Below are 20,248 nucleotides of genomic sequence, written 5' to 3'. Positions count from 1 at the left end.
ATGAAATTCAAACATGCAATGGGAATATTAGTAGGTAGCGCGTTGGCAATGAATGCAGCGGCAAAAACTGATACAGCGCAGCTGACCAAAGATCTGAAGATCATGAGCAACATTTTGCATACGGCATTAAAAGACAACACCAGCCGGGACGGCATTCGCTATCGCAGTCTGGATTATAAGTATCTGGCGGATCAGGGCGTAGTATTTAGCCTGGAGTCAAATATGGCAGGTCGCGGCTTACGCATTCCAGCGCCGCCTATGCCCGTAGCACCTGCAATACCAAACATTATTATCAACGGAGATGAGGTATTGGATCCGGACGAGTTTGCAGATCTCTACAGTGATGCCATGGAACATGCGCGCGAAGCGTTGGAGCAGGTGCGTGAACACATGTCTGAATTGCGTGATGACCAGCGTGAAATCAACTGGGAGTTACGTGATTACGAGCGACGTAAGCGTGACCTGGAGTTTGAATCGCGTCATGCAGATAAAGAGCGCAGCACCGAGATTAAAAAGGAATTGGCTCAACTGGATAAGGAACTGGCCGAGCTAAAACGCAAACAGGCCGAGGTTGAACAACGCTCGGCGCAAATTGCCAAAGAGCAGGCAAAAAAAGCCGAGGAGCAGCAAGCCGAGTGGCAAAAACAATACAAAGCTTACATGGGGCAGTTTGAAAGCACAGTGACAGACGTACTGTGTAAGTATGGTGCCGGATTAAAGTCAATGGACAGCGCCGAGCATATCAGCTTTGTATTGAACAACCTGGGCGATGTGGGCAGCAAAAATAATCAGGATCTGATCTATGTGTTCAAAAATGCGGATGTGATGGCCTGTGTGGGCGGAAAGATCAAACCGCAGGATTTACTCAGTAAGTCACAGCATTACGCGTTCTGATTTAACACAGATAATAAAAAAAACGCGCCTTGGCGCGTTTTTTATTTTCCGTTTCGGACAATCAATGCTTGCCGTGTCGACTCAGATTGTAAGTTCACCGGTTTGGCTTCTGCGAGCTTTGCCAACAGGGCCTTGGGGACTTCATGACACAAAACATGATTATTCTGAGTAGCGAGCGTGTGTGACACTTCAGGTGTTACGCCGCGCGTGGACAATTTGGCTGCGGTTGGGAGTGTTGTCATGCAATTTGACTGTAACGGCGACGCCTGCGCAGCACTGGTAAATCCAGCTGCAACTAAACAAAGCATCAAAACTTTATTACGCATCATTTTTACTCACTTCCAAATTCAGATAGCGTGATAGTACGTAATTTAACCAGTCATAAAAGTCGCTGAATAAATACCTGCGTATATAAATAGATAACTATGTTGGCGCAGACACAAAATTTAACAGATTGAAGCGCGCAATTTGCGTTGTGAATCCGTACACTTAGCCTGTCCATTTTTGCCTGAATTTTGAAGTCGTTATGAAATCGAACCCGCTAAAAGTTGCACTCCCTGTTTTGATATTGCTAGGCGCCATCGCGGTGATGGCCATTATGATTATGTCGAAACAGCCACCAGAGAAGAAATCCGAGCCCGACAAAGGCTTTTTGGTGAATACCATGCTGGTAGAAAAGCGTGATGTGCAGTTTGTCGTGCCATCGCAAGGGACGCTGTTACCAAAAGTTGAAACCAATCTGGTTTCGCAGGTGAGTGCGCGGGTATTGGAAGTTGCACCACAATTTATTGAAGGCGGTTTTTTCAAGCAAGGCGATGTGCTGGTACAGCTAGAACAAGCAGATTACATCACCGACCTTAAACTGGCTGAAGCTGAACTGGCGAGGGTTGAAGCCGCGCTGCAGGAAGAAATCGCCCGCGGCAAAGTTGCCGCAGAAGAATGGAAAACGGTTAAATCCTCGGTAGCGCCTGAACTGGGTTTACGTAAGCCGCAACTGGCCACAGCGCAGGCAAACCTGCGCGCTGCCAAGGCGCAATATGAGCGTGCCCAACGCAATCTGGAACGTACCACTATTCGCGCGCCGTTTGATGGCCTGGTGAAAAGTAAAAATGTCGACATCGGTCAGTTTGTTGGCATGGGCAGCCAAATGGGTGTGTTGTATGCAACAGATATCGCGGAAGTGCGTTTGCCACTGAGTGATAATGAATTGGCCTATTTACAGCAGCGCAGTGAAGGTCAGTCAATTCCCGTCACTCTGACTGCGCGTGTGGCTGGAAAAGCTCATCAATGGCAGGCTGAACTGGTGCGCAATGAAGGCGTGGTCGATCAGTCTAGCCGTGTAATCTATGTGGTAGCTGAACTTAGAGACCCTTATGCCCGCAACGAGCAAACACAGCAAACCCCGATTCAATTCGGCCGTTTTGTCAATGCCACTATTACCGGTAGTGCTGCGCAGGACGTGGTGGTGGTGCCGCGTCATGTGGTGCGTATGGACGGAACGCTTTTGGTGACGGATGCTACCCGTAAGCTGATGATTCGCGAAGTCGATATTCTGCGCAGCGATGAAGACAACGCTTATATCAGCAGCGGCGTGCAACCGGGTGAACTGATTATTACCTCGGCTGTACCAAACGCTGTGGATGGCATGGCACTGCGCCTGCCGTCAGATAAAGTAAAAGATGACAATGAAGAACAGGTTGAACTGGCCAGTAAGGGAGTCAACTGATGCATCATATCGACACCCATAAGGGCATGATTGCCTGGTTTGCCCGCAATAGCGTGGCGGCCAACCTGTTGATGTGGATATTGCTGGTGGGCGGTGTGTTTGCCGCATTCAGTATTCACAAACAGGTATTTCCCACATTTGAACTGAACAACATCATGATCCGTGTCCCTTATTTAGGCGCGGCGCCACAGGAAGTGGAGGAGGGTGTTGTTCTTAAGATTGAAGAAGCGATAGAAAACCTCGAAGGCATCAAGCGCATCACCTCTACCGCGCGTGAAGGTATGGCAACGGTGATGATCGAAGTCGAGGACGACTATGATCCACAGTTGTTGCTGGATGAAGTGAAGGTACAGGTGGATGCAATTCCCACCATGCCGGAAAACACCGAAAAGCCGGTGGTATACCGCCAGAAAATGACTCAGGACGTGCTGTGGGTGGCAGTCTATGGGGAAGCCACTGAGCGTGAACTGAAAGAATATGCCAAGTCCGTGCGTGATGAGATTGCCAATTTACATGGTATCTCTCAGGTACAGGTGGTGGGCATCCGTGATTACGAAGTATCAATTGAGATCTCTGAGTCGCGTCTGCAGGAATATAACCTGACGTTTGATGAGATGGTGCGTGCGGTGCGTCGTTCTTCCATCGATATCCCGGGTGGGTCTATTCGTTCTAAGAACGGCGATATTTTGCTGCGTGCCAAAGGACAGGCATATAACCGTCAGGACTTTGAGCAGCTTGTACTGTTAACGCGTCCTGATGGTACCCGCCTGAAACTTGGCGACATCGCTACTGTGCGTGATGGCTTTGTGGAAGATGACAACTTTGCGTTGTTCAACGGCAAGCCTGCGGTCAACTTACGTGTGCAGGCGGTCGGCGATCAAAACGCGTTGGAGATTTCCAAAGAAGTTAATGCTTACCTCAAGAAAAAGGCTGATTCGGTACCGGAACACCTGAAGTTGGATAGCTGGGGCGACAGTTCCTACTATTTGGCAGGCCGTCTGAATATGATGCTGTGGAACATGGCGCAGGGGGCGGTGCTGGTTTTCCTGGTGTTATCCTTGTTCTTGAAAATCCGCCTGGCGTTTTGGGTAATGATGGGCCTGCCGGTGTGTTTCCTCGGTACGCTGTTCCTGATGCCGATGGATATGTTCGGCTTGTCTATCAACATGATCAGCTTGTTTGGGTTTATCCTGGTGCTGGGGATTGTGGTTGACGATGCGATTATTATGGGTGAATCCGCCTATTCCGAGATCGGCCGCAAGGGACACAGTACCGATGCGGTGATTGCCGGCGTTAAGCGAGTGTCTATGCCGGCTACGTTTGGCGTGTTGACCACGATTGCAGCGTTCGTGCCTATGCTGATGGTGACCGGTCCGTTTGCAATCTTGTGGAAAACCATCGCCTGGGTGGTGATTCTGTGTCTGATCTTCTCGCTGATTGAATCCAAGCTGATCCTGCCTGCGCACTTAGTGCACATGCGCGATGAACCGTATGATCCAGCCAAGGCCAATAGCCTGCAGAAGTTCCGCGACATCTTCAGCGAAGGGATCAAAGTCTTTATCGCTAAATATTATCAACCAGCGTTGGCTGCATGTTTACGCAATCGCATGACCACGTTTGCGTCATTTATTGCTGCGGTATTGCTCACCATCGGTTTGTTTGGTGGTGGTTTCGTGCAGTTCCGCTTCTTCCCGGATATTCCCAGCGACTTTATGCGTGCATCGGTTGAGTTGCAGCCGGGTTCGTCCATTAATCAGCGGGATAAAGCGCTGGATGAACTGCTGCAAGCCATGTATCGCATGGATCAGGAAATCGCCGAGCAATACGGCGAGGGCGTGATTAAGCACTCTGTTGCCTTTGATCAGGGCACCACAGGTGGCGCGATCTTTATCGAATTAACCAAAGGCGAAACGCGCGAAATAAATACCGACGGTATTGCCGAGCAGTGGCGTAAACAATTACCTGAGTTACCTGGCGTCAAAACCGTCAACATTGGCTCTGCGGGTGGTCCGGGCGGTGGTGCCGACATTTCCTTCCAGTTTACCAGCGAAAATCTGGATGAACTGAAACAGGCTGCCGACGAACTGAAAGCCCATTTAGCTACCTTTGATGGGGTGGCAGATGTGAATGACAGCTTTGCCGGCGGTAGTGACGAGATCCGTCTTAAGATTAAGCCACAGGCCGAGGTGCTGGGATTAAGTCTGGATGCATTGGCACGTCAGGTACGCTATGGATTTTATGGCGCCGAGGCGCAACGTATCCAGCGTGGTGACGAAGAAGTGAAAGTCATGGTGCGCTATCCAAAAGCCGAGCGCTCCTCGATTGGTAATCTTGAAACCATGCGGATACGCACGCCTAATGGGGATGAAGTACCCTTCTCTGAGGTGGCAGATATCGAGCTGGCGGAAGGCTATGGTGCAATTATCCGCAGCAATGGTCAGCGTTCCATCACCATTACCGCCAAAGCGGATAAAAATAAAATCGATGCTAATGAAGTGGCTAATACGGTTAGCAAAGAATTTGTCCCGGATTTACTGGCGCGCTATCCCAGCGTAGAAGTCAAGCTGGAGGGTAACTCCCGCGAGCAACAGGAAGCCGGTATTGGTTTACTCAAAGGATTTGGCTTCGCGCTGTTTGCAATTTATGCCCTGTTGGCGATCCCACTGAAATCCTATAGCCAGCCACTGATTATTATGTCGGTGATCCCATTTGGCATGGTCGGTGCGATCTTTGGCCACCTGTTGCTGGGGCATCCGGTCAGTGTGCTGTCATTCTGCGGCATCATTGCGTTGACTGGGGTGGTGGTAAACGACAGCCTGATTCTGGTCGACTTTGTTAACCGTGCGCGGGAAGAAGGCTTGTCATTGCTCGATGCGGTGATGCAATCGGGTGCGGAGCGATTCCGCCCTATTATCCTGACGTCTCTGACGACCTTTATGGGCTTAGCACCTATCGTGTTGTTTGAGAAGAGCTTGCAAGCACAGGCGGTTATTCCAATGGCTATCTCACTGGCGTTCGGTATCTTGTTTGCAACAGTGATTACGCTGTTCCTGATCCCGGCGTTGTACATGATGCTGGCGGACATTAAAAAGACCTTCCGCGGCAAGAAATCGGCCAGTGTTAATGCTGAGGTTCAGCCGGTCGTGATGAAATAAGGCCTTTGATGTAAAAAAAGCCCCGCTATGCGGGGCTTTTTGTTGGACAGCGTTAAATGCCTATTTTTCCTTCTAACGCTTTCATCGATGCTTTGCCAACGCCACTGACATTTTGCAACTCATCGACGGACTTAAATGCGCCGTGCTCGTTGCGATAGGCCACAATGGCGGCGGCTTTCTTTTTGCCTATGCCGGGTAAAGCAGCCAGCTGCTCTTCAGTGGCCGTATTAATATTGACCATCTGCAACTGTTGCTGGGGCATGGCCATCGCTTTGCCAGCTTGCTTGTCTTGCACAACAGCATAGGCGTTAGTGGTCAGTGCGGCAGTCAGGATTAAGGCAGATAAAATCGACTTTTTCATTACTTCCTCCTTGGTAATTGATGGACCCGTAAATCACTCCTGCGGGATCTCTATTTTAGTTCAGTGCTAAGGTTTTACCCTATTAGCATTTGGACATCATTAAAAAAACGGTAGAATCGGCGCAAACCGATGGAAAGGTAAAACAACATGAAAATAACGCCGGTGGTTATGGCAGGGGGCTCAGGTACCAGATTGTGGCCTTTGTCGCGCAGCCAATATCCAAAACAATTTCTACGATTGAACTCAAAGTACAGTTTGCTGCAGGAAACCCTGCTGCGCACCGATGGGCTGGATACCGATACCGCGGTGATTATTGGTAACGAAAACCATCGATTTTTGATTGCGGAGCAACTGCGAGAATTAGGTCGCAGCGATAGTCGTATTATTCTGGAACCCGCCGGGCGCAATACTGCCCCTGCCATTGCATTAGCTGCACTGGATGTGCAGGCGCGTCAGGGCGACGGACTGTTGTTGGTGATGGCGGCAGATCACGTGATTGAAGATGTCGCTGCATTTGAAGCGTCGGTTGCCCGTGCCTTGACCTTGGCGCAATCGGGCAAACTGACCACCTTCGGTATTGTGCCGACGCATCCTGAAACCGGCTATGGCTACATCAAAGCGGGTAACGCGCTCGCTGACGCTGGCTTCGAAGTGGCACAGTTTGTAGAAAAACCGGATGTGGACACCGCCACTGCCTATCTTGCCAGCGGCGATTACTGCTGGAACAGTGGCATGTTTATGTTCAGCGCCAGCCAGTATTTACAGGCATTACAGCAATTTGCCCCTGATATGTATCAAGCCTGTGCAGAGGCTTATGCCGGCAATCAGAGTGATCTGGACTTTATCCGCGTAGACAAAGCCGCATTTGAACGCTCGCCATCCGACTCGGTCGATTACGCGATAATGGAACGCACCACCGAAGCCGCGATGGTCACCTTAGATGCAGGATGGAGTGATGTAGGCTCCTGGTCAGCGATTTGGGATATCGATAATAAAGACGATCAGGGTAATGCCTTTCACGGGGATGTGGTGACCTTTAATACCCACAACACCCTGATCCATGGTGCCAATCGTTTGATCGCCACGGTAGGTTTGCAGGATATGGTGATTGTCGACACCAAAGATGCCTTACTGGTGGCTGCGAAAGATCAGGTGCAGGATATTAAAAAGATCCTCACCCCACTGGAAGGACGCGAAGAACTGGCCGATCACCGCGAAGTTTATCGCCCGTGGGGGCGCATGGATGCCATCGATAAAGGTGAGCGTTATCAGGTGCGCAATGTCACCATCAAACCCGGCGCTAAAATTGCCAAGCAGATGCACTATCACCGCGCTGAGCATTGGGTAGTTGTCTCTGGCACCGCCAAGGTGGTGGTGGGGGATAATGAGCAGGTATTGACGGAAAACCAGTCTACTTATATCCCACTGGGGGTGGCTCACAGCATTGAAAATGTCGGCAAAGTGGATCTGAAAGTCATCGAAGTCCATTCAGGTGGTTATCTGAGTGAGGATGATGTAGTGCGTTTTAATCAGCAGGGAAGGGACTAAGCATGCAGGAATTAAGCTGCTTTAAAGCCTATGACATTCGTGGCCAACTGGGGACGCAACTGAATGAAGACGTGGCATACCGCATTGGCCGTGCGTTTGGTGAACATTTACAACCAAAACAGGTCGTGGTCGGTGGTGATGCCCGTGCAACCAGCGAAGCCTTAAAGCTAGCGGTAGCTAACGGCCTGATGGATGCCGGGGTCGATGTGCTGGATATCGGCCTGGCTGGTACCGAAGAGATTTATTTCGCTACCTCGCATTTACATGTCGATGGTGGCATCGAAGTGACTGCGTCGCACAATCCTATCGATTACAACGGCATGAAACTGGTGCGTGAGCACAGTAAACCTATCTCGGGTGATACAGGCTTGAATGACATCAAGCTGCTGGCTGAACAGCAGCCCTGGTTGAATCAGCCGATAAGTCGCAAAGGCTCGCTCCGACAAGTTGATGTGCTGTCAGACTATGTGGCGCATCTGCTGACCTATATTAAACCGGTCAACCTCAAGCCCATGAAGCTGGTGGTCAATTCCGGCAATGGCGCAGCGGGTCACGTGGTGGATGAAATTGAACGCCAGTTTGCCGCGCTGAATGTGCCGGTCGAGTTTATTAAAGTGCATCACCAGCCTGATCCGACGTTTCCCAATGGCATCCCCAATCCATTATTGCCAGAGAATCGCGCTGATACCGCGCAAGCGGTCAGAGCGCATAACGCGCATATGGGCATTGCCTGGGATGGTGATTTCGACCGCTGTTTCCTGTTTGATGAAAATGGCGAATTCATCGAAGGCTATTATATCGTGGGCCTGTTGGCGGAAGCGTTTTTACAACACCAGCCGGGCGCCAAGATCATCTTCGATCCGCGCGTATACTGGAACACGGTTGAGATGATTGAAAACAATGGTGGGGTACCGGTGATGTCAAAAACCGGCCATGCCTTTATTAAAGAGCGCATGCGCGCCGAAGATGCGGTGTACGGCGGCGAGATGAGTGCCCACCATTATTTTCGCGACTTTGCATACTGTGACAGCGGGATGATCCCATGGTTACTGGTGGCCGAGTTAATGTGCGTTAAAAACCAGTCGCTGTCGTCTATGGTGGCGGATCGGATTACCCGTTTCCCCAGCTCTGGCGAGGTGAATTCCAAGCTGACCGACCCTAAAAGTGCTATCGAACGGGTGCGTGCAGCCTATGCCCCACAAGCCAGCAAAATTGATGAAACCGACGGTATCGGCATGGAATTCGATGGTCCGGACGGAAAATGGCGTTTTAACCTGCGCAGCTCAAATACCGAGCCTGTGGTGCGCTTAAATGTGGAAAGTGCCGGCGATCAGGCATTGGTTGCGCTGAGATTAGAAGAATTGCTCACGCTGTTACGCCAATAATTGAGTCTGTTTACTACACAAAGCCGGTATTTTTACCGGCTTTTTTGTTTTTATTCGGCTAAACGCGGTTTTTTTAATGATTTATCCGGCAAAAAGTAGTGTTTCGTGGTGCCATTGCGTATAATCCGCCAAATTTTTTTAAACCTAATTTTACGGGAGCTATCACATGGCTTTAGAGCGTACTTTTTCAATCATCAAGCCTGACGCAGTGGCGAAAAATGTTATCGGTGCAATTTACAACCGTTTCGAGTCTGCTGGCCTGAAAATCGTTGCTTCAAAAATGGTTCACCTGAGTCAGGAGCAAGCAGAAGGCTTCTACGCAGAACACAAAGAGCGTCCTTTCTTCGGCGCACTGGTATCTTTCATGACGTCTGGCCCGGTAATGGTTCAGGTTCTGGAAGGTGAAAACGCTGTGCGTAAAAACCGTGAAATCATGGGCGCAACTAATCCTGCTGACGCACTGGCTGGTACACTGCGTGCAGACTACGCTGAGTCTATCGATGAAAACGCAGTACACGGTTCTGATGCACCAGAATCTGCAGCACGTGAAATCGCATACTTCTTCTCTGACGAAGAAATTTGCCCACGTACTCGTTAATTCGCTCGTCGAATCCAGGGAAAGGAGCCGAACGGCTCCTTTTTTTGTGAGTAAAAGCCACCCACGCGTGGTCTTATTGCCAGTTGGGCTTTGCCGCCAAACACGTTAAAATGTCGGGCTAAGCCAGAGAGGAAGCTATGTCGCAAGCTAAAGTAAACTTATTGAACATGAACCGCACCATGCTGCGTGAATATTTCGCCAGTATCGGTGAGAAGCCGTTTCGTGCCGACCAGGTAATGAAATGGATCTATCAGCAAGGGGTGGACACCTTTGCCGAGATGACCAACATCAATAAGGAGCTGCGCGCTAAGCTGGAGGCCAACTGTGAAATCCGTGCGCCCGAGATCTCCCGTCAGCAAAATGCGACCGATGGGACGATTAAATTTGCCCTGATGCTGGATGGTGGACAGGAAGTGGAATCCGTGTGGATCCCGGAAACCGATCGCGCCACCTTGTGTGTATCCTCGCAGGTAGGCTGCGCACTGGAATGTACGTTCTGTTCAACCGCCCAGCAGGGTTTCAACCGCAACTTATCGGTGGCGGAAATTATCGGTCAGGTCTGGCGCGTCGCGAAAACCATTGGTATGTCAAAAGACACTGCCAAACGTCCGATCACCAACGTGGTGATGATGGGCATGGGTGAGCCGTTACTGAACCTGAAAAATGTCGTGCCAGCCATGGACATTATGCTGGATGACTTTGGTTTTGGTTTGTCCAAACGCCGCGTGACCTTGAGTACCTCTGGTGTGGTACCTGCACTGGATATGCTGGGTGATCAGATTGACGTGGCATTGGCTATTTCGTTACATGCCCCCAATAACCCGCTGCGTGATGAAATCGTACCGATTAATAAGAAATACCCGATTGAAGAATTTCTGGCCGGCGTGCGCCGCTATCTGGAAAAGTCCCGTGCTAATCAGGGCAAGGTGACGGTCGAATATGTGATGTTAAGTCATATCAACGACAGCACCGATCAGGCCCATGAACTGGCTAAAGTGCTGAAAGACACGCCGAGCAAAATTAACCTGATCCCATTTAATCCATATCCTGGCTCACCTTATACCTGCTCCAGTAATTCTCGTATCGATCGATTCGCTAAGGTATTGATGGAATACGGTTTTACCGTGGTAGTGCGCAAAACCCGTGGCGATGATATTGACGCAGCGTGTGGCCAGTTAGTGGGCGATGTGGTGGACCGCACCAAACGAATGTTGAAAAAACAGATGAAGGGCGAGCCAATTTCAGTAAAAATGTCCCAATAACGAAAAAAGGGAACGGATGGATGCGCAAGTTACTGGCTTTAGGTGTGTTACTTGTTGCAGGGTGTGCCACGCAGACTCAGCAACCACAGTTAAATCAACAAGGGTTTGACCCGCAGGAAGCGGCCAAAACACGCTTGTCGCTGGGACTGACCTACCTGAAAAATGGTAACTTCAAGCAAGCCAAGTTCAATCTGGACAAGGCCCTGCAGTTTGCCCCTGAGATGGCTGATGGCCACCTGAGCATGGGCTATTACTACCAGTTGGTGGGTGAGGATATCGCCGCCCGCCAAAGCTATCAAAAAGCCATGCAGCTGGCGCCAAACAATCCTGATATTGCCAATAGCTTTGGTGCGTATTTGTGCCAGGCCGGGGATTATCAGGGCGCGCAGACCTATTTTATTAGGGCCATCGAAAACCCCAATTATATTCGTGTCGCAGAGAGTTATGAAAATCTGGCGCTGTGTGCGCAAAACGCCGGTAAGCCAACCGATGCGATTAATTACCTGCAAAATGCCCTAAAACACGAACCGGGCCGTAGCAAAAGTGTCACCTTGTTGATTCAATTGTTGCTGGAACAACAGCGTTGGCAGGAAGCCGATGACATCTTGTCCCAATATGAGAAGGTCGGCACAGTTAATGCGAATATTCTGTGGTTCCGCACCCAGATAGAGCAGGGGTTAGGTAATGCCGAAAAAGCGCAGGCTTATGGAAATATGCTGGTGCAGATGTACCCGCAGCATCCCAATGCAGGCGCCTACCTGAACAGCCTCAAGCAGGCTGCTGCAGAGCCTGTCGAGCGCAAACCTGTGCCATTGACTGAAATTCTGGCGAAAGAGCAAGCCCAACCAGACGTTGAAACCAACGACACGGAAGATGCGGCGGCGCAGGAACTAAGCCAACAGAATAACGTCCATATTGTCAGTAAAAATGAAAACCTGTACCGGATTTCACTCAAATATAATGTGCGCCTCCAGTCGTTGATCGAATGGAATAATTTGCCTGCCAGTGGCGAAGTTAAACAAGGTCAGGTGATCCGCCTGACCCCACCAGAACAATAATTAAAAATGACTCAAGAAACTGAAATTGAACAAGTTGTAACACCGGTCTCGCCCGGTGCATTGTTAAAAACCGCCCGTGAACAACTGGGCATCTCGCAGGCCGACATAGCAAAAAGCCTGAATTTGAAAACTCAGCAGATTCAGGATCTGGAAAACGACCTGTATAGTCCGACCGTCGCGCCGACGTTTACCCGGGGCTATTTGCGTGTGTATGCGCGCCAAGTGCGCGTGCCGGAGCAGGAGGTGCTGGCCGCCTATGATGCGTTCAACACTGAACCAACTGAGCCGAGCAAATTACAAAGCTTTTCACGTCGTGTGACCCATGAAACCAACGATAACCGTTTAATGCTGGTGTCCTATGCGATTCTGGCCGGGTTAGTCGGCTCGATGGTGTTGTGGTGGGTGCAACAAAGTGACGAGACAGTGCAAAACGAGTTACCGCCAGCGGTGATGGAATTAGTGCAGGATGTCTCCCAGCCTCAGCAACTTGATAACGAACAACCTGCTGATGAGTTCATTACAAATGACGCCGAGTACGAGGCACAGCAATCCGTAGCGTTACCTTCAGCGACGCTGGAGTCTACGGCTGCCATGCCGGATGATAGCCAGCAACAGAACGCGTCGGTGGACGACACGATTGAACCGGTCGAGGTGATATTTACCTTTGCCAGCGATTGCTGGATGGAAATGACGGATGCCAGCGGTGAAAAGATTGCATATGGCACGAAAAAAGCCGGCCGTGTAATGCCGGTGCGCGGTCAGCCACCGTTTCAGGTTACCCTGGGTTCGCCCAATGGCGTGACCATTACTTATGATGGCGCGGAAGTGGATATGAGCCGCTTTCCCTCCAATCAAATTGCGAAAATTGAATTACCCCTGCAGGACTGATCATGTTTGCTGAATCTCCGATTAAACGTCGCCCGTCCAAACGAATTTATGTAGGGAATGTGCCTGTTGGTGATGGCGCGCCTATTGCGGTGCAGTCGATGACCAACACGCCAACCGTGGATGTGGATGCGACTGTCGCGCAAATTAAGCGTATTCAGGCAGTGGGCGCGGACATTGTGCGTGTCTCTGTGCCGACCATGGACGCTGCCGAGGCGTTTAAACATATTCGTCAGCAGGTGGATATTCCGCTGGTGGCAGATATTCACTTTGACTACCGCATTGCGCTTAAAGTAGCGGAATATGGCGTAGACTGCCTGCGCATTAACCCGGGTAATATCGGTAACGAGCAACGCATTCGCTCGGTGGTAGATTGTGCGCGCGATAAGAATATTCCTATCCGCATCGGCGTTAACGGTGGCTCGCTGGAGCGTGACCTGCAGGAAAAATACGGGGAACCGACCCCGGAAGCGTTGGTTGAGTCGGCCATGCGTCACGTCGATATTCTCGACCGTCTCAACTTCGATCAGTTTAAGGTCAGTGTCAAAGCATCCGATGTATTTTTAGCGGTAGGTGCCTATCGTCTGCTGGCAAAGCAGATTGAACAACCCCTTCATTTGGGGATCACCGAAGCCGGTGGCGCACGCGCCGGTGCAGTGAAAAGTGCCGTAGGCCTTGGTATGTTGCTGGCTGATGGTATTGGTGACACCATCCGTATCTCGCTGGCGGCCGACCCGGTGGAAGAAATCAAAGTGGGTTTCGATATTCTGAAATCCCTGCGCATTCGCTCTCGAGGCATCAACTTTATTGCCTGTCCTAGCTGTTCACGTCAGGAATTTGATGTGATTGGTACAGTGAATGCGCTGGAACAACGTTTGGAAGACATTCTCACTCCGATGGATGTGTCCATTATTGGCTGTGTGGTGAATGGCCCCGGCGAAGCAGAGGTGTCTGATATCGGCCTGACCGGTGCACGTAATATGAGTGGCTTTTATGAAGGCGGCGTGCGCCAGAAGGAGCGTCTGGCCAATGATGATCTGGTTAATCAACTGGAAAAACGCATTCGGGCCAAAGCCGCCATGCTCAGTGAACAAAACCGAATTAATGTAAATCAGCTGGAAGACTGAGATTGTTGGTATTTAGGGCGTTACGCCCTATAATGCCGAGCTTTTGCAAACGTCCGATTAGCAAGTAAGGTTCCCGCAACGTGAGTAAACAAATCCAGGCCATTCGCGGTATGAATGACTGTCTGCCAACCCAGAGTCCGGTATGGCAATATCTTGAATCCACCATCCGTCAACTGGTGGCCAGTTATGGTTATCAGGAAATCCGCATGCCGATTGTGGAAAGTACCGATTTGTTTAAGCGTTCCATTGGTGAAGTGACCGATATCGTCGAAAAGGAAATGTATACCTTTGACGATCGCAACGGCGACTCGCTGACGTTACGTCCGGAGGGCACCGCCAGCTGTGTACGTGCCGGTAACCAGCACGGTTTGTTATATAACCAGCAGCAGCGCCTGTGGTACATGGGACCGATGTTCCGCCATGAACGCCCGCAAAAAGGCCGTTATCGTCAGTTCCATCAGTTTGGCGTCGAAGTGTTTGGTCTGCAGGGACCGGATATCGATGCCGAAGTGATTATGCTCACCGCCCGTCTGTGGAAACAGTTGGGGATGGCCAGCGATGTCACGCTGGAACTGAACTCATTGGGCTCCAATGAAGCGCGGGCTAATTACAAAGCCGCATTAGTTACCTATTTAGAAGCGCGCATCGATAAGCTGGATGAAGATTGCAAACGTCGTTTGTATACCAATCCTCTGCGTGTGCTGGACAGTAAGAACCCGGATGTGCAGGCCGCTATCACAGATGCGCCAAGTCTGCTGGATTATCTGGACGACGACTCGGCACAACATTTTAAAGGTTTGTGTGAACGTTTGACCGATTTGGGTATCTCATACCGGGTTAATCCACGTTTGGTGCGTGGTCTGGATTACTACAACCGTACCGTATTTGAGTGGGTCACCAACTCGTTGGGTGCACAGGGCACAGTCTGTGCCGGTGGCCGATACGATGGTCTGGTGGAGCAGCTCGGTGGTAAAGCCACACCAGCGGTTGGCTTCGCGCTGGGCATGGAGCGACTGGTGCTGATCCTGGAACAAATGGATATTCAGGCGCGATTGCCGCAAGCTGCCGATGTGTACGTCACCGCAATGGGTGAGCAGGCCGAAATCCTTGCCGCCCGGGTGTGTGAACAATTACGCGATAGCATCGACGGTTTGCGCGTGCTGATGCATTGCGGTGGTGGTAATTTCAAAAAACAAATGAAACGTGCCGACGTCAGTGGTGCACGTTTTGCCGTAATAATCGGCGATCAGGAAGCAGAATCCGGTCAGTTAGGGCTGAAAGATTTACGCGTACAAGAACAACAAGTGTCGGTCAGTGTTGAAGAGCTGATTGAACGACTGAAAAAGCAGTGAGGGAAAAATGGAAGAGCGCTACGCAACAGAAGAACAACAAATAGAAGCGATTAAAAATTTCTGGAAAGAAAATGGCATAGCCATCCTGTTGGGCGGTGCTATTGGACTGGGTGGCCTGTTTGGCTGGCGTTATTACAATGAGCAGCAAATAGAAGCGCAGGAAGCCGCCTCAACAGCCTATGAAACCACACTGAATGCCCTGCAAGGGGAAGGTGGATTCACTAAGGGCGCTGAGTTTGTTAAAGCCAATGAAGGTGAATCCTACGCCAATCTGACGGCGCTGCAATTAGCCAGCGATGCCATTGTCAGTAAAGACTATGCCGAAGCAGAAAAGCAGTTAACTAACGTGGTGGCTCATGCTGAAGTGGCGGCGGTGAAAAACCTGGCGTTATTGCGTCTGGCCCGTGTGCAGGTGGAACTGGGCAAACATGACGAAGCCCTGGCCTCCATCAATAAGATGGATGTGGATCAATACCGTGCCCGTGCGCTGGAAATCAGTGGCGATATCCAACAGAAGCTTGGTAACACTGATGCTGCACGTGCAGCCTATACCGAAGCTCTGGAGTTAGACGGTGTTAGCAGCCTGGTACAGGTTAAACTGGACAATCTGGCCGTAGCAGGTGAAAACCAGTGAAAAAATTAACCACCTTATTGCTGGCTAGCACTCTGCTTGGTGGCTGTAGCACAATTTCTGGTTGGTTTGCGGATGAAGAAGAGCTGAAGATCCGTGAACTGAAACCGATTGAAATGGCATTTAAACCAACGGTGAAGTGGCAAGCTTCAGTGGGTGGTGGTGTTGAGGAGTATTTCTCTCATCTGCACCCCGCCGTGGCTTACGGCAAAGTGTTTGTGGCCAGCCGTGATGGCGCGGTGCGTGCCTTTGACCCACAATCGGGTAAAACTCTGTGGCGCGTTCAGTTAGATCAGGATCGCCACTGGGGCTGGATGGACTGGTTTAACGCGCAATATCCAACAGCGAAAGTCGCCGGCGGTATTGCCAGCGCCTACGACAAAATTTTTATCGGTACCGAAGATGGCATCGTGTATGCCCTTAATCAGGCCGATGGTTCAATCGCCTGGCAGGCGAATGTTAAAGGTGAAGTGATTTCTACGCCGGCTGTGGATGGTGGTCTGGTAGTGGTAAATACCACTTCAGGGCACACCCTGGCGCTGGATGCCGACAGTGGTGAACAAAAGTGGGATTTTGAATCCGAAGTGCCACCCTTGTCGCTACGTGGTGTATCTTCGCCGGTGATGGCGTCAGGTGGCGTGCTGACCGGCACCGCCAACGGCAAACTGGCTGTGGTAGTGGCAGAAAACGGCGTGCTGGCATGGGAGCAGGCGGTAGCCTCACCGACCGGTGCGACCGAACTGGACCGTATCGCTGATATCGACACCAAGCCATTGATTATTGGCGGCAGTGTTTATGTGGTGTCTTATGACGGTACGCTGGCGGCGCTGGACTTACGTTCTGGCCGCATCATGTGGAAACGTGAGTACGCGTCGTTTCAATCATTGAGCTATGCCGGAAATAATCTGTTTGTAGTGGATACCAGCAGTGTTGTTTATGCGCTGGATCGCCGTAATGGCATCGAACTGTGGAGCCAGTCTGGCTTGCGTGAGCGCGGCCTGACCGCGGCACAAACTGTTGCTGATTATGTGGTGGTGGGTGACAAGTGGGGATTTGTTCACTGGTTAAACCAAACTGATGGTAAAATCGTCGCGCGTCTGTCACTAGGTGGTGATGACGAGGACGAAGGGATTTACACTGCGCCCGTGGTTGATGGAAATGTTTTCTATACTCAAACCCGGGACGGTCAGGTCTACGCCGTCGAAACGCCGTAAAACGCGCCTTGCGAAATAACGCATTCACAACGGCCCGGCAGTATCCGGGCCGTTTTAGTTAGGAAAATCTATGTTACCTGTTGTTGCTCTGGTTGGTCGTCCCAATGTTGGTAAATCAACCCTGTTTAACCGCTTAACCCGTACCCGCGATGCGCTGGTTGCCGATTACCCCGGTTTAACCCGGGATCGCAAGTATGGGCAGGCCAAATATGAAGGTCTGCAATTTATCGTGGTGGATACCGGCGGGATCAGCGGCGATGAACGGGGCATAGATATGGAGATGGCCGGCCAGTCTATTGCTGCCATCGACGAAGCGGATGTGGTGTTGTTTATGCTCGACGCCCGTGCCGGTTTGACGGTAGCCGATGAGATGATTGCCCAGCACCTGCGCGGTAAAGGCAAAACCTGTTATCTGGTGGCCAATAAGGTTGATGGCATTGACGGCGATTCCGCCAGCGCCGAATTTTACGATCTGGGTTTAGGTGATGTGCACCAGATCGCTGCCGCCCATGGTCGCGGTGTTTTACAGTTATTACGCACCGTTCTCGACCCGCTGGAAGACGAATTCCCGGATATGCATGTGCCGGAAAAAACGCTGGAAGAGGAAGAGTTAGATGCCGACGCCCAGTTAGAGCGTTTGCAGAGTCAGCCGATTAAGCTGGCGATTGTCGGCCGCCCTAATGTAGGTAAATCAACGTTAACTAACCGTATCTTAGGTGAGGAGCGGGTGGTGGTGTTCGACATGCCGGGTACCACGCGTGACAGTATTTTTATTCCTATGGAACGTGATGGCCGCGAGTATGTGTTGATCGACACGGCCGGCGTGCGTCGCCGTGGCAAGATCAACGACGTGGTCGAAAAGTTTTCGGTTATCAAAACCCTGCAGGCCATCGAAGAAGCCAACGTGGTGTTGGTGGTGGTGGATGCACGTGAAGGGATTTCCGACCAGGATCTGACACTGGTGGGCTTCGCGCTTAATGCCGGCCGCTCTATTGTGCTGGCAGTGAACAAGTGGGATGGCCTGACACAGGACATTAAAGATGACCTGAAACGTGAGTTAGATCGTCGTTTGGGCTTTATTGATTTTGCCCGATTACATTTTATCTCCGCTTTGCATGGCACCGGCGTCGGTAATTTATTCGAGTCTGTGCAAGAGGCCTATCAGGCGGCTACCAACCGCGTGGGTACTTCCATGCTGACCCGCATTATGGAAATGGCCCAGGTAGATCACCAGCCGCCGCTGGTACGTGGTCGTCGGGTTAAAATGAAGTACGCTCACGCAGGGGGATACAACCCGCCAGTGATCGTGATTCACGGTAACCAGGTTGATGATCTGCCAGATAGCTACAAGCGTTACCTGATGAACTATTTCCGCAAGTCGCTGAATGTGATGGGCACGCCAATTAAAATTGAGTTCCGTGAGAGCAAGAACCCGTTTGAAGGCAAAAAGAACGAGCTGACCCTGTCGCAGCAACGTAAGCGCAGCCGCTTGCTGAAGTTCCACAAGAAGGGCAAATAAGCCGAACCCATTAAACGCCGGAACCCTGTATTCCGGCGTTTTTTTATACGATTTTTTCATCTGCTTGGCGTATGCTGGATCCGTTTTTAGTCAAAGGACTGATCCTTATGAAAAAATTCCCGCAAATTCTAAGCGCCGTGTTGCTGTTGTCCGCCAACAGTGTCATGGCACAAGACTCCACATCCGAAGAAAAGTCAGGTTGGGATGTAAACAATCCACCTGGTCAGTGGTATGACGTTAACATCGACACCAATAAGGGTACCTGGATGAACGTCGACGTCAGTCCGGACGGCAAGACCCTGGTATTCGATTTACTTGGCGATATTTACACCCTGCCCATCAGTGGCGGTGAAGCCAAAGCGCTGACCCATGACATTGCGTGGCAAATGCAACCCACCTTTAGCCCGGATGGCAAAACGATTGCGTTTACCTCTGATCAGGGCGGCGGCGACAATATCTGGGTGATGAATCTCGACGGCTCAGATGCCAAAGCCGTGACCGAAGAAACCTTCCGATTGCTCAATAGCCCGGCCTGGAGTCCGGACGGTGAGTACTTGCTGGCACGCAAACACTTTACCAGCGGCCGCTCGTTAGGCGCAGGCGAAGTATGGATGTATCACCGCAGCGGCGGCGCGGGCGTTAAATTAACCGCACGGCCCAATGATCAGAAAGATCTCGGCGAACCAGCCTTTTCGCCAGACGGGCAATATGTGTATTTTTCCCAGGATGATACCCCGGGTAAAACCTTTCACTACTCCAAGGACTCCGTGCAGGGGATCTATAAGATTAAGCGCTATGATCGCCAAAATGGCGATATAGAGGTGTTAATCAGTGGCGTAGGTGGTGCCATCCGTCCAACGCCGTCCCCGGATGGAAAGACGCTGGCCTACATTAGCCGCGACGATTTCCAAAGCACCCTGTATTTATATGATTTGGCCAGCGGTAAAAAGACCAAAATCTATGGCGAGTTAGAGCGGGATATGCAGGAAACCTGGGCGATTCACGGTGTGTACCCCACGATGGAGTGGCTGCCGGATAATCGTCATATCGTGCTGTGGGCTGGTGGTGAATTGCGTAAGGTAGATACCCAAACCGGTAATGCCAGCGTGATTCCTTTTCATGTAGCGACCACCAAGAAGGTCAATCAGGCACTGCGTTTTCCACAGCAGGTATTTAGTGACGAATTCCCGGTAAAAATGCTGCGCAATGTGCAGATTTCGCCAAATGGTAAACAAGTGGTGTTCGAGGCCTTGGGGTATATCTGGCTGCGCGATCTGGCCAGTGATAAGCCGCGCCGTTTAACCAAACAGACCGACGCCTTTGAGTTATATCCATCCTTTAGCCGCGATGGTAAGAAACTGGTGTATACCAGTTGGCGGGATGATAAGCAGGGAGCGGTGCATATCGCCTCAGTAAAAAACGGTAAATCTACGCAGCTGGTAAGTGCACCGGGCAAGTATGTGGAACCGGTGTTTTCACCGGATGGCAACACCGTGGTGTATCGAAAAGTCACCGGCGGTTACATTACCCCGC

At 51.0% G+C, this 20,248-nt stretch carries 16 protein-coding genes and 1 pseudogene; 15 read left to right on the top strand and 2 right to left on the bottom strand.

Annotated features, from left to right (window positions below; all coding sequences use genetic code 11):
* Positions 1-894, top strand: coding sequence for a hypothetical protein (locus TK45_RS15185; RefSeq protein ID WP_131259698.1), 894 nt, complete (start codon positions 1-3; stop codon positions 892-894).
* Between the two features lie 41 nt (positions 895-935).
* Here TK45_RS15185 and TK45_RS15180 read toward each other — a convergent pair whose 3' ends face one another.
* Entirely contained in the window at positions 936-1,223 is a 288-nt protein-coding gene (locus TK45_RS15180) for a hypothetical protein (protein WP_131259697.1), read from the bottom strand.
* A 197-nt stretch (positions 1,224-1,420) separates the two neighbouring features.
* On the opposite strand from TK45_RS15180, the gene TK45_RS15175 reads away from it, so the two are divergent.
* Entirely contained in the window at positions 1,421-2,620 is a 1,200-nt protein-coding gene (locus tag TK45_RS15175) for an efflux RND transporter periplasmic adaptor subunit (RefSeq protein ID WP_131259696.1), read from the top strand.
* Complete coding sequence (locus TK45_RS15170; RefSeq protein WP_131259695.1) at positions 2,620-5,775, top strand: efflux RND transporter permease subunit; 3,156 nt, start codon at positions 2,620-2,622, stop codon at positions 5,773-5,775. The genes TK45_RS15175 and TK45_RS15170 overlap by 1 nt, the downstream gene beginning before the upstream one ends.
* Before the next feature lie 52 nt (positions 5,776-5,827).
* On the opposite strand, the gene TK45_RS15165 is transcribed toward TK45_RS15170, so the two are convergent.
* Entirely contained in the window at positions 5,828-6,136 is a 309-nt protein-coding gene (locus TK45_RS15165) for a helix-hairpin-helix domain-containing protein (protein WP_131259694.1), read from the bottom strand.
* A 147-nt stretch (positions 6,137-6,283) separates the two neighbouring features.
* Here TK45_RS15165 and TK45_RS15160 point away from each other — a divergent pair, with 147 nt between their 5' ends.
* From TK45_RS15160 to TK45_RS15105, 12 genes and pseudogenes are all read left to right on the top strand, one after another.
* Positions 6,284-7,684 (top strand): mannose-1-phosphate guanylyltransferase/mannose-6-phosphate isomerase, encoded by a 1,401-nt coding sequence (locus TK45_RS15160; protein ID WP_131259693.1) that lies wholly within the window; start codon positions 6,284-6,286, stop codon positions 7,682-7,684.
* A 2-nt stretch (positions 7,685-7,686) separates the two neighbouring features.
* On the top strand, positions 7,687-9,069 hold the full coding sequence (locus TK45_RS15155; protein WP_131259692.1) for a phosphomannomutase CpsG: 1,383 nt from the start codon (positions 7,687-7,689) through the stop codon (positions 9,067-9,069).
* A gap of 166 nt (positions 9,070-9,235) precedes the next feature.
* Complete coding sequence (gene ndk, locus TK45_RS15150) at positions 9,236-9,667, top strand: nucleoside-diphosphate kinase (protein ID WP_131259691.1); 432 nt, start codon at positions 9,236-9,238, stop codon at positions 9,665-9,667.
* A 137-nt stretch (positions 9,668-9,804) separates the two neighbouring features.
* On the top strand, positions 9,805-10,929 hold the full coding sequence (locus tag TK45_RS15145; RefSeq protein ID WP_131259690.1) for a bifunctional tRNA (adenosine(37)-C2)-methyltransferase TrmG/ribosomal RNA large subunit methyltransferase RlmN: 1,125 nt from the start codon (positions 9,805-9,807) through the stop codon (positions 10,927-10,929).
* Between the two features lie 20 nt (positions 10,930-10,949).
* Positions 10,950-11,987, top strand: coding sequence for a type IV pilus biogenesis/stability protein PilW (gene pilW, locus TK45_RS15140; protein WP_131259689.1), 1,038 nt, complete (start codon positions 10,950-10,952; stop codon positions 11,985-11,987).
* Between the two features lie 6 nt (positions 11,988-11,993).
* Entirely contained in the window at positions 11,994-12,875 is an 882-nt protein-coding gene (locus TK45_RS15135; RefSeq protein WP_131259688.1) for a RodZ domain-containing protein, read from the top strand.
* 2 nt (positions 12,876-12,877) lie between these two features.
* Positions 12,878-13,999, top strand: coding sequence for a flavodoxin-dependent (E)-4-hydroxy-3-methylbut-2-enyl-diphosphate synthase (gene ispG / locus TK45_RS15130; protein WP_131259687.1), 1,122 nt, complete (start codon positions 12,878-12,880; stop codon positions 13,997-13,999).
* Between the two features lie 80 nt (positions 14,000-14,079).
* Positions 14,080-15,351 carry a histidine--tRNA ligase gene (gene hisS, locus TK45_RS15125; RefSeq protein WP_131259686.1) on the top strand — a complete coding sequence of 424 codons (1,272 nt, stop codon included), beginning with the start codon at positions 14,080-14,082 and terminating at the stop codon, positions 15,349-15,351.
* Between the two features lie 7 nt (positions 15,352-15,358).
* Positions 15,359-15,985 carry a tetratricopeptide repeat protein gene (locus tag TK45_RS15120; protein ID WP_131259685.1) on the top strand — a complete coding sequence of 209 codons (627 nt, stop codon included), beginning with the start codon at positions 15,359-15,361 and terminating at the stop codon, positions 15,983-15,985.
* Positions 15,982-17,196 (top strand): outer membrane protein assembly factor BamB, encoded by a 1,215-nt coding sequence (bamB, locus tag TK45_RS15115; protein WP_131259684.1) that lies wholly within the window; start codon positions 15,982-15,984, stop codon positions 17,194-17,196. Before TK45_RS15120 ends, bamB begins: the two co-directional genes overlap by 4 nt.
* 70 nt (positions 17,197-17,266) lie before the next feature.
* A complete protein-coding gene (gene der / locus TK45_RS15110) occupies positions 17,267-18,715 on the top strand; it encodes a ribosome biogenesis GTPase Der (protein ID WP_131259683.1) in 1,449 nt (482 codons plus the stop codon).
* Positions 18,716-18,822: 107 nt separating this feature from the next.
* Positions 18,823-20,248: pseudogene (locus TK45_RS15105) on the top strand (PD40 domain-containing protein); the annotation flags it as partial.

The sequence above is a fragment of the Bowmanella sp. JS7-9 genome (genome assembly GCF_004329715.1).
GTDB classification, from domain to species: Bacteria; Pseudomonadota; Gammaproteobacteria; order Enterobacterales; family Alteromonadaceae; genus Pseudobowmanella; species Pseudobowmanella zhangzhouensis.
This window is presented reverse-complemented; position numbering and strand designations above follow the sequence as displayed.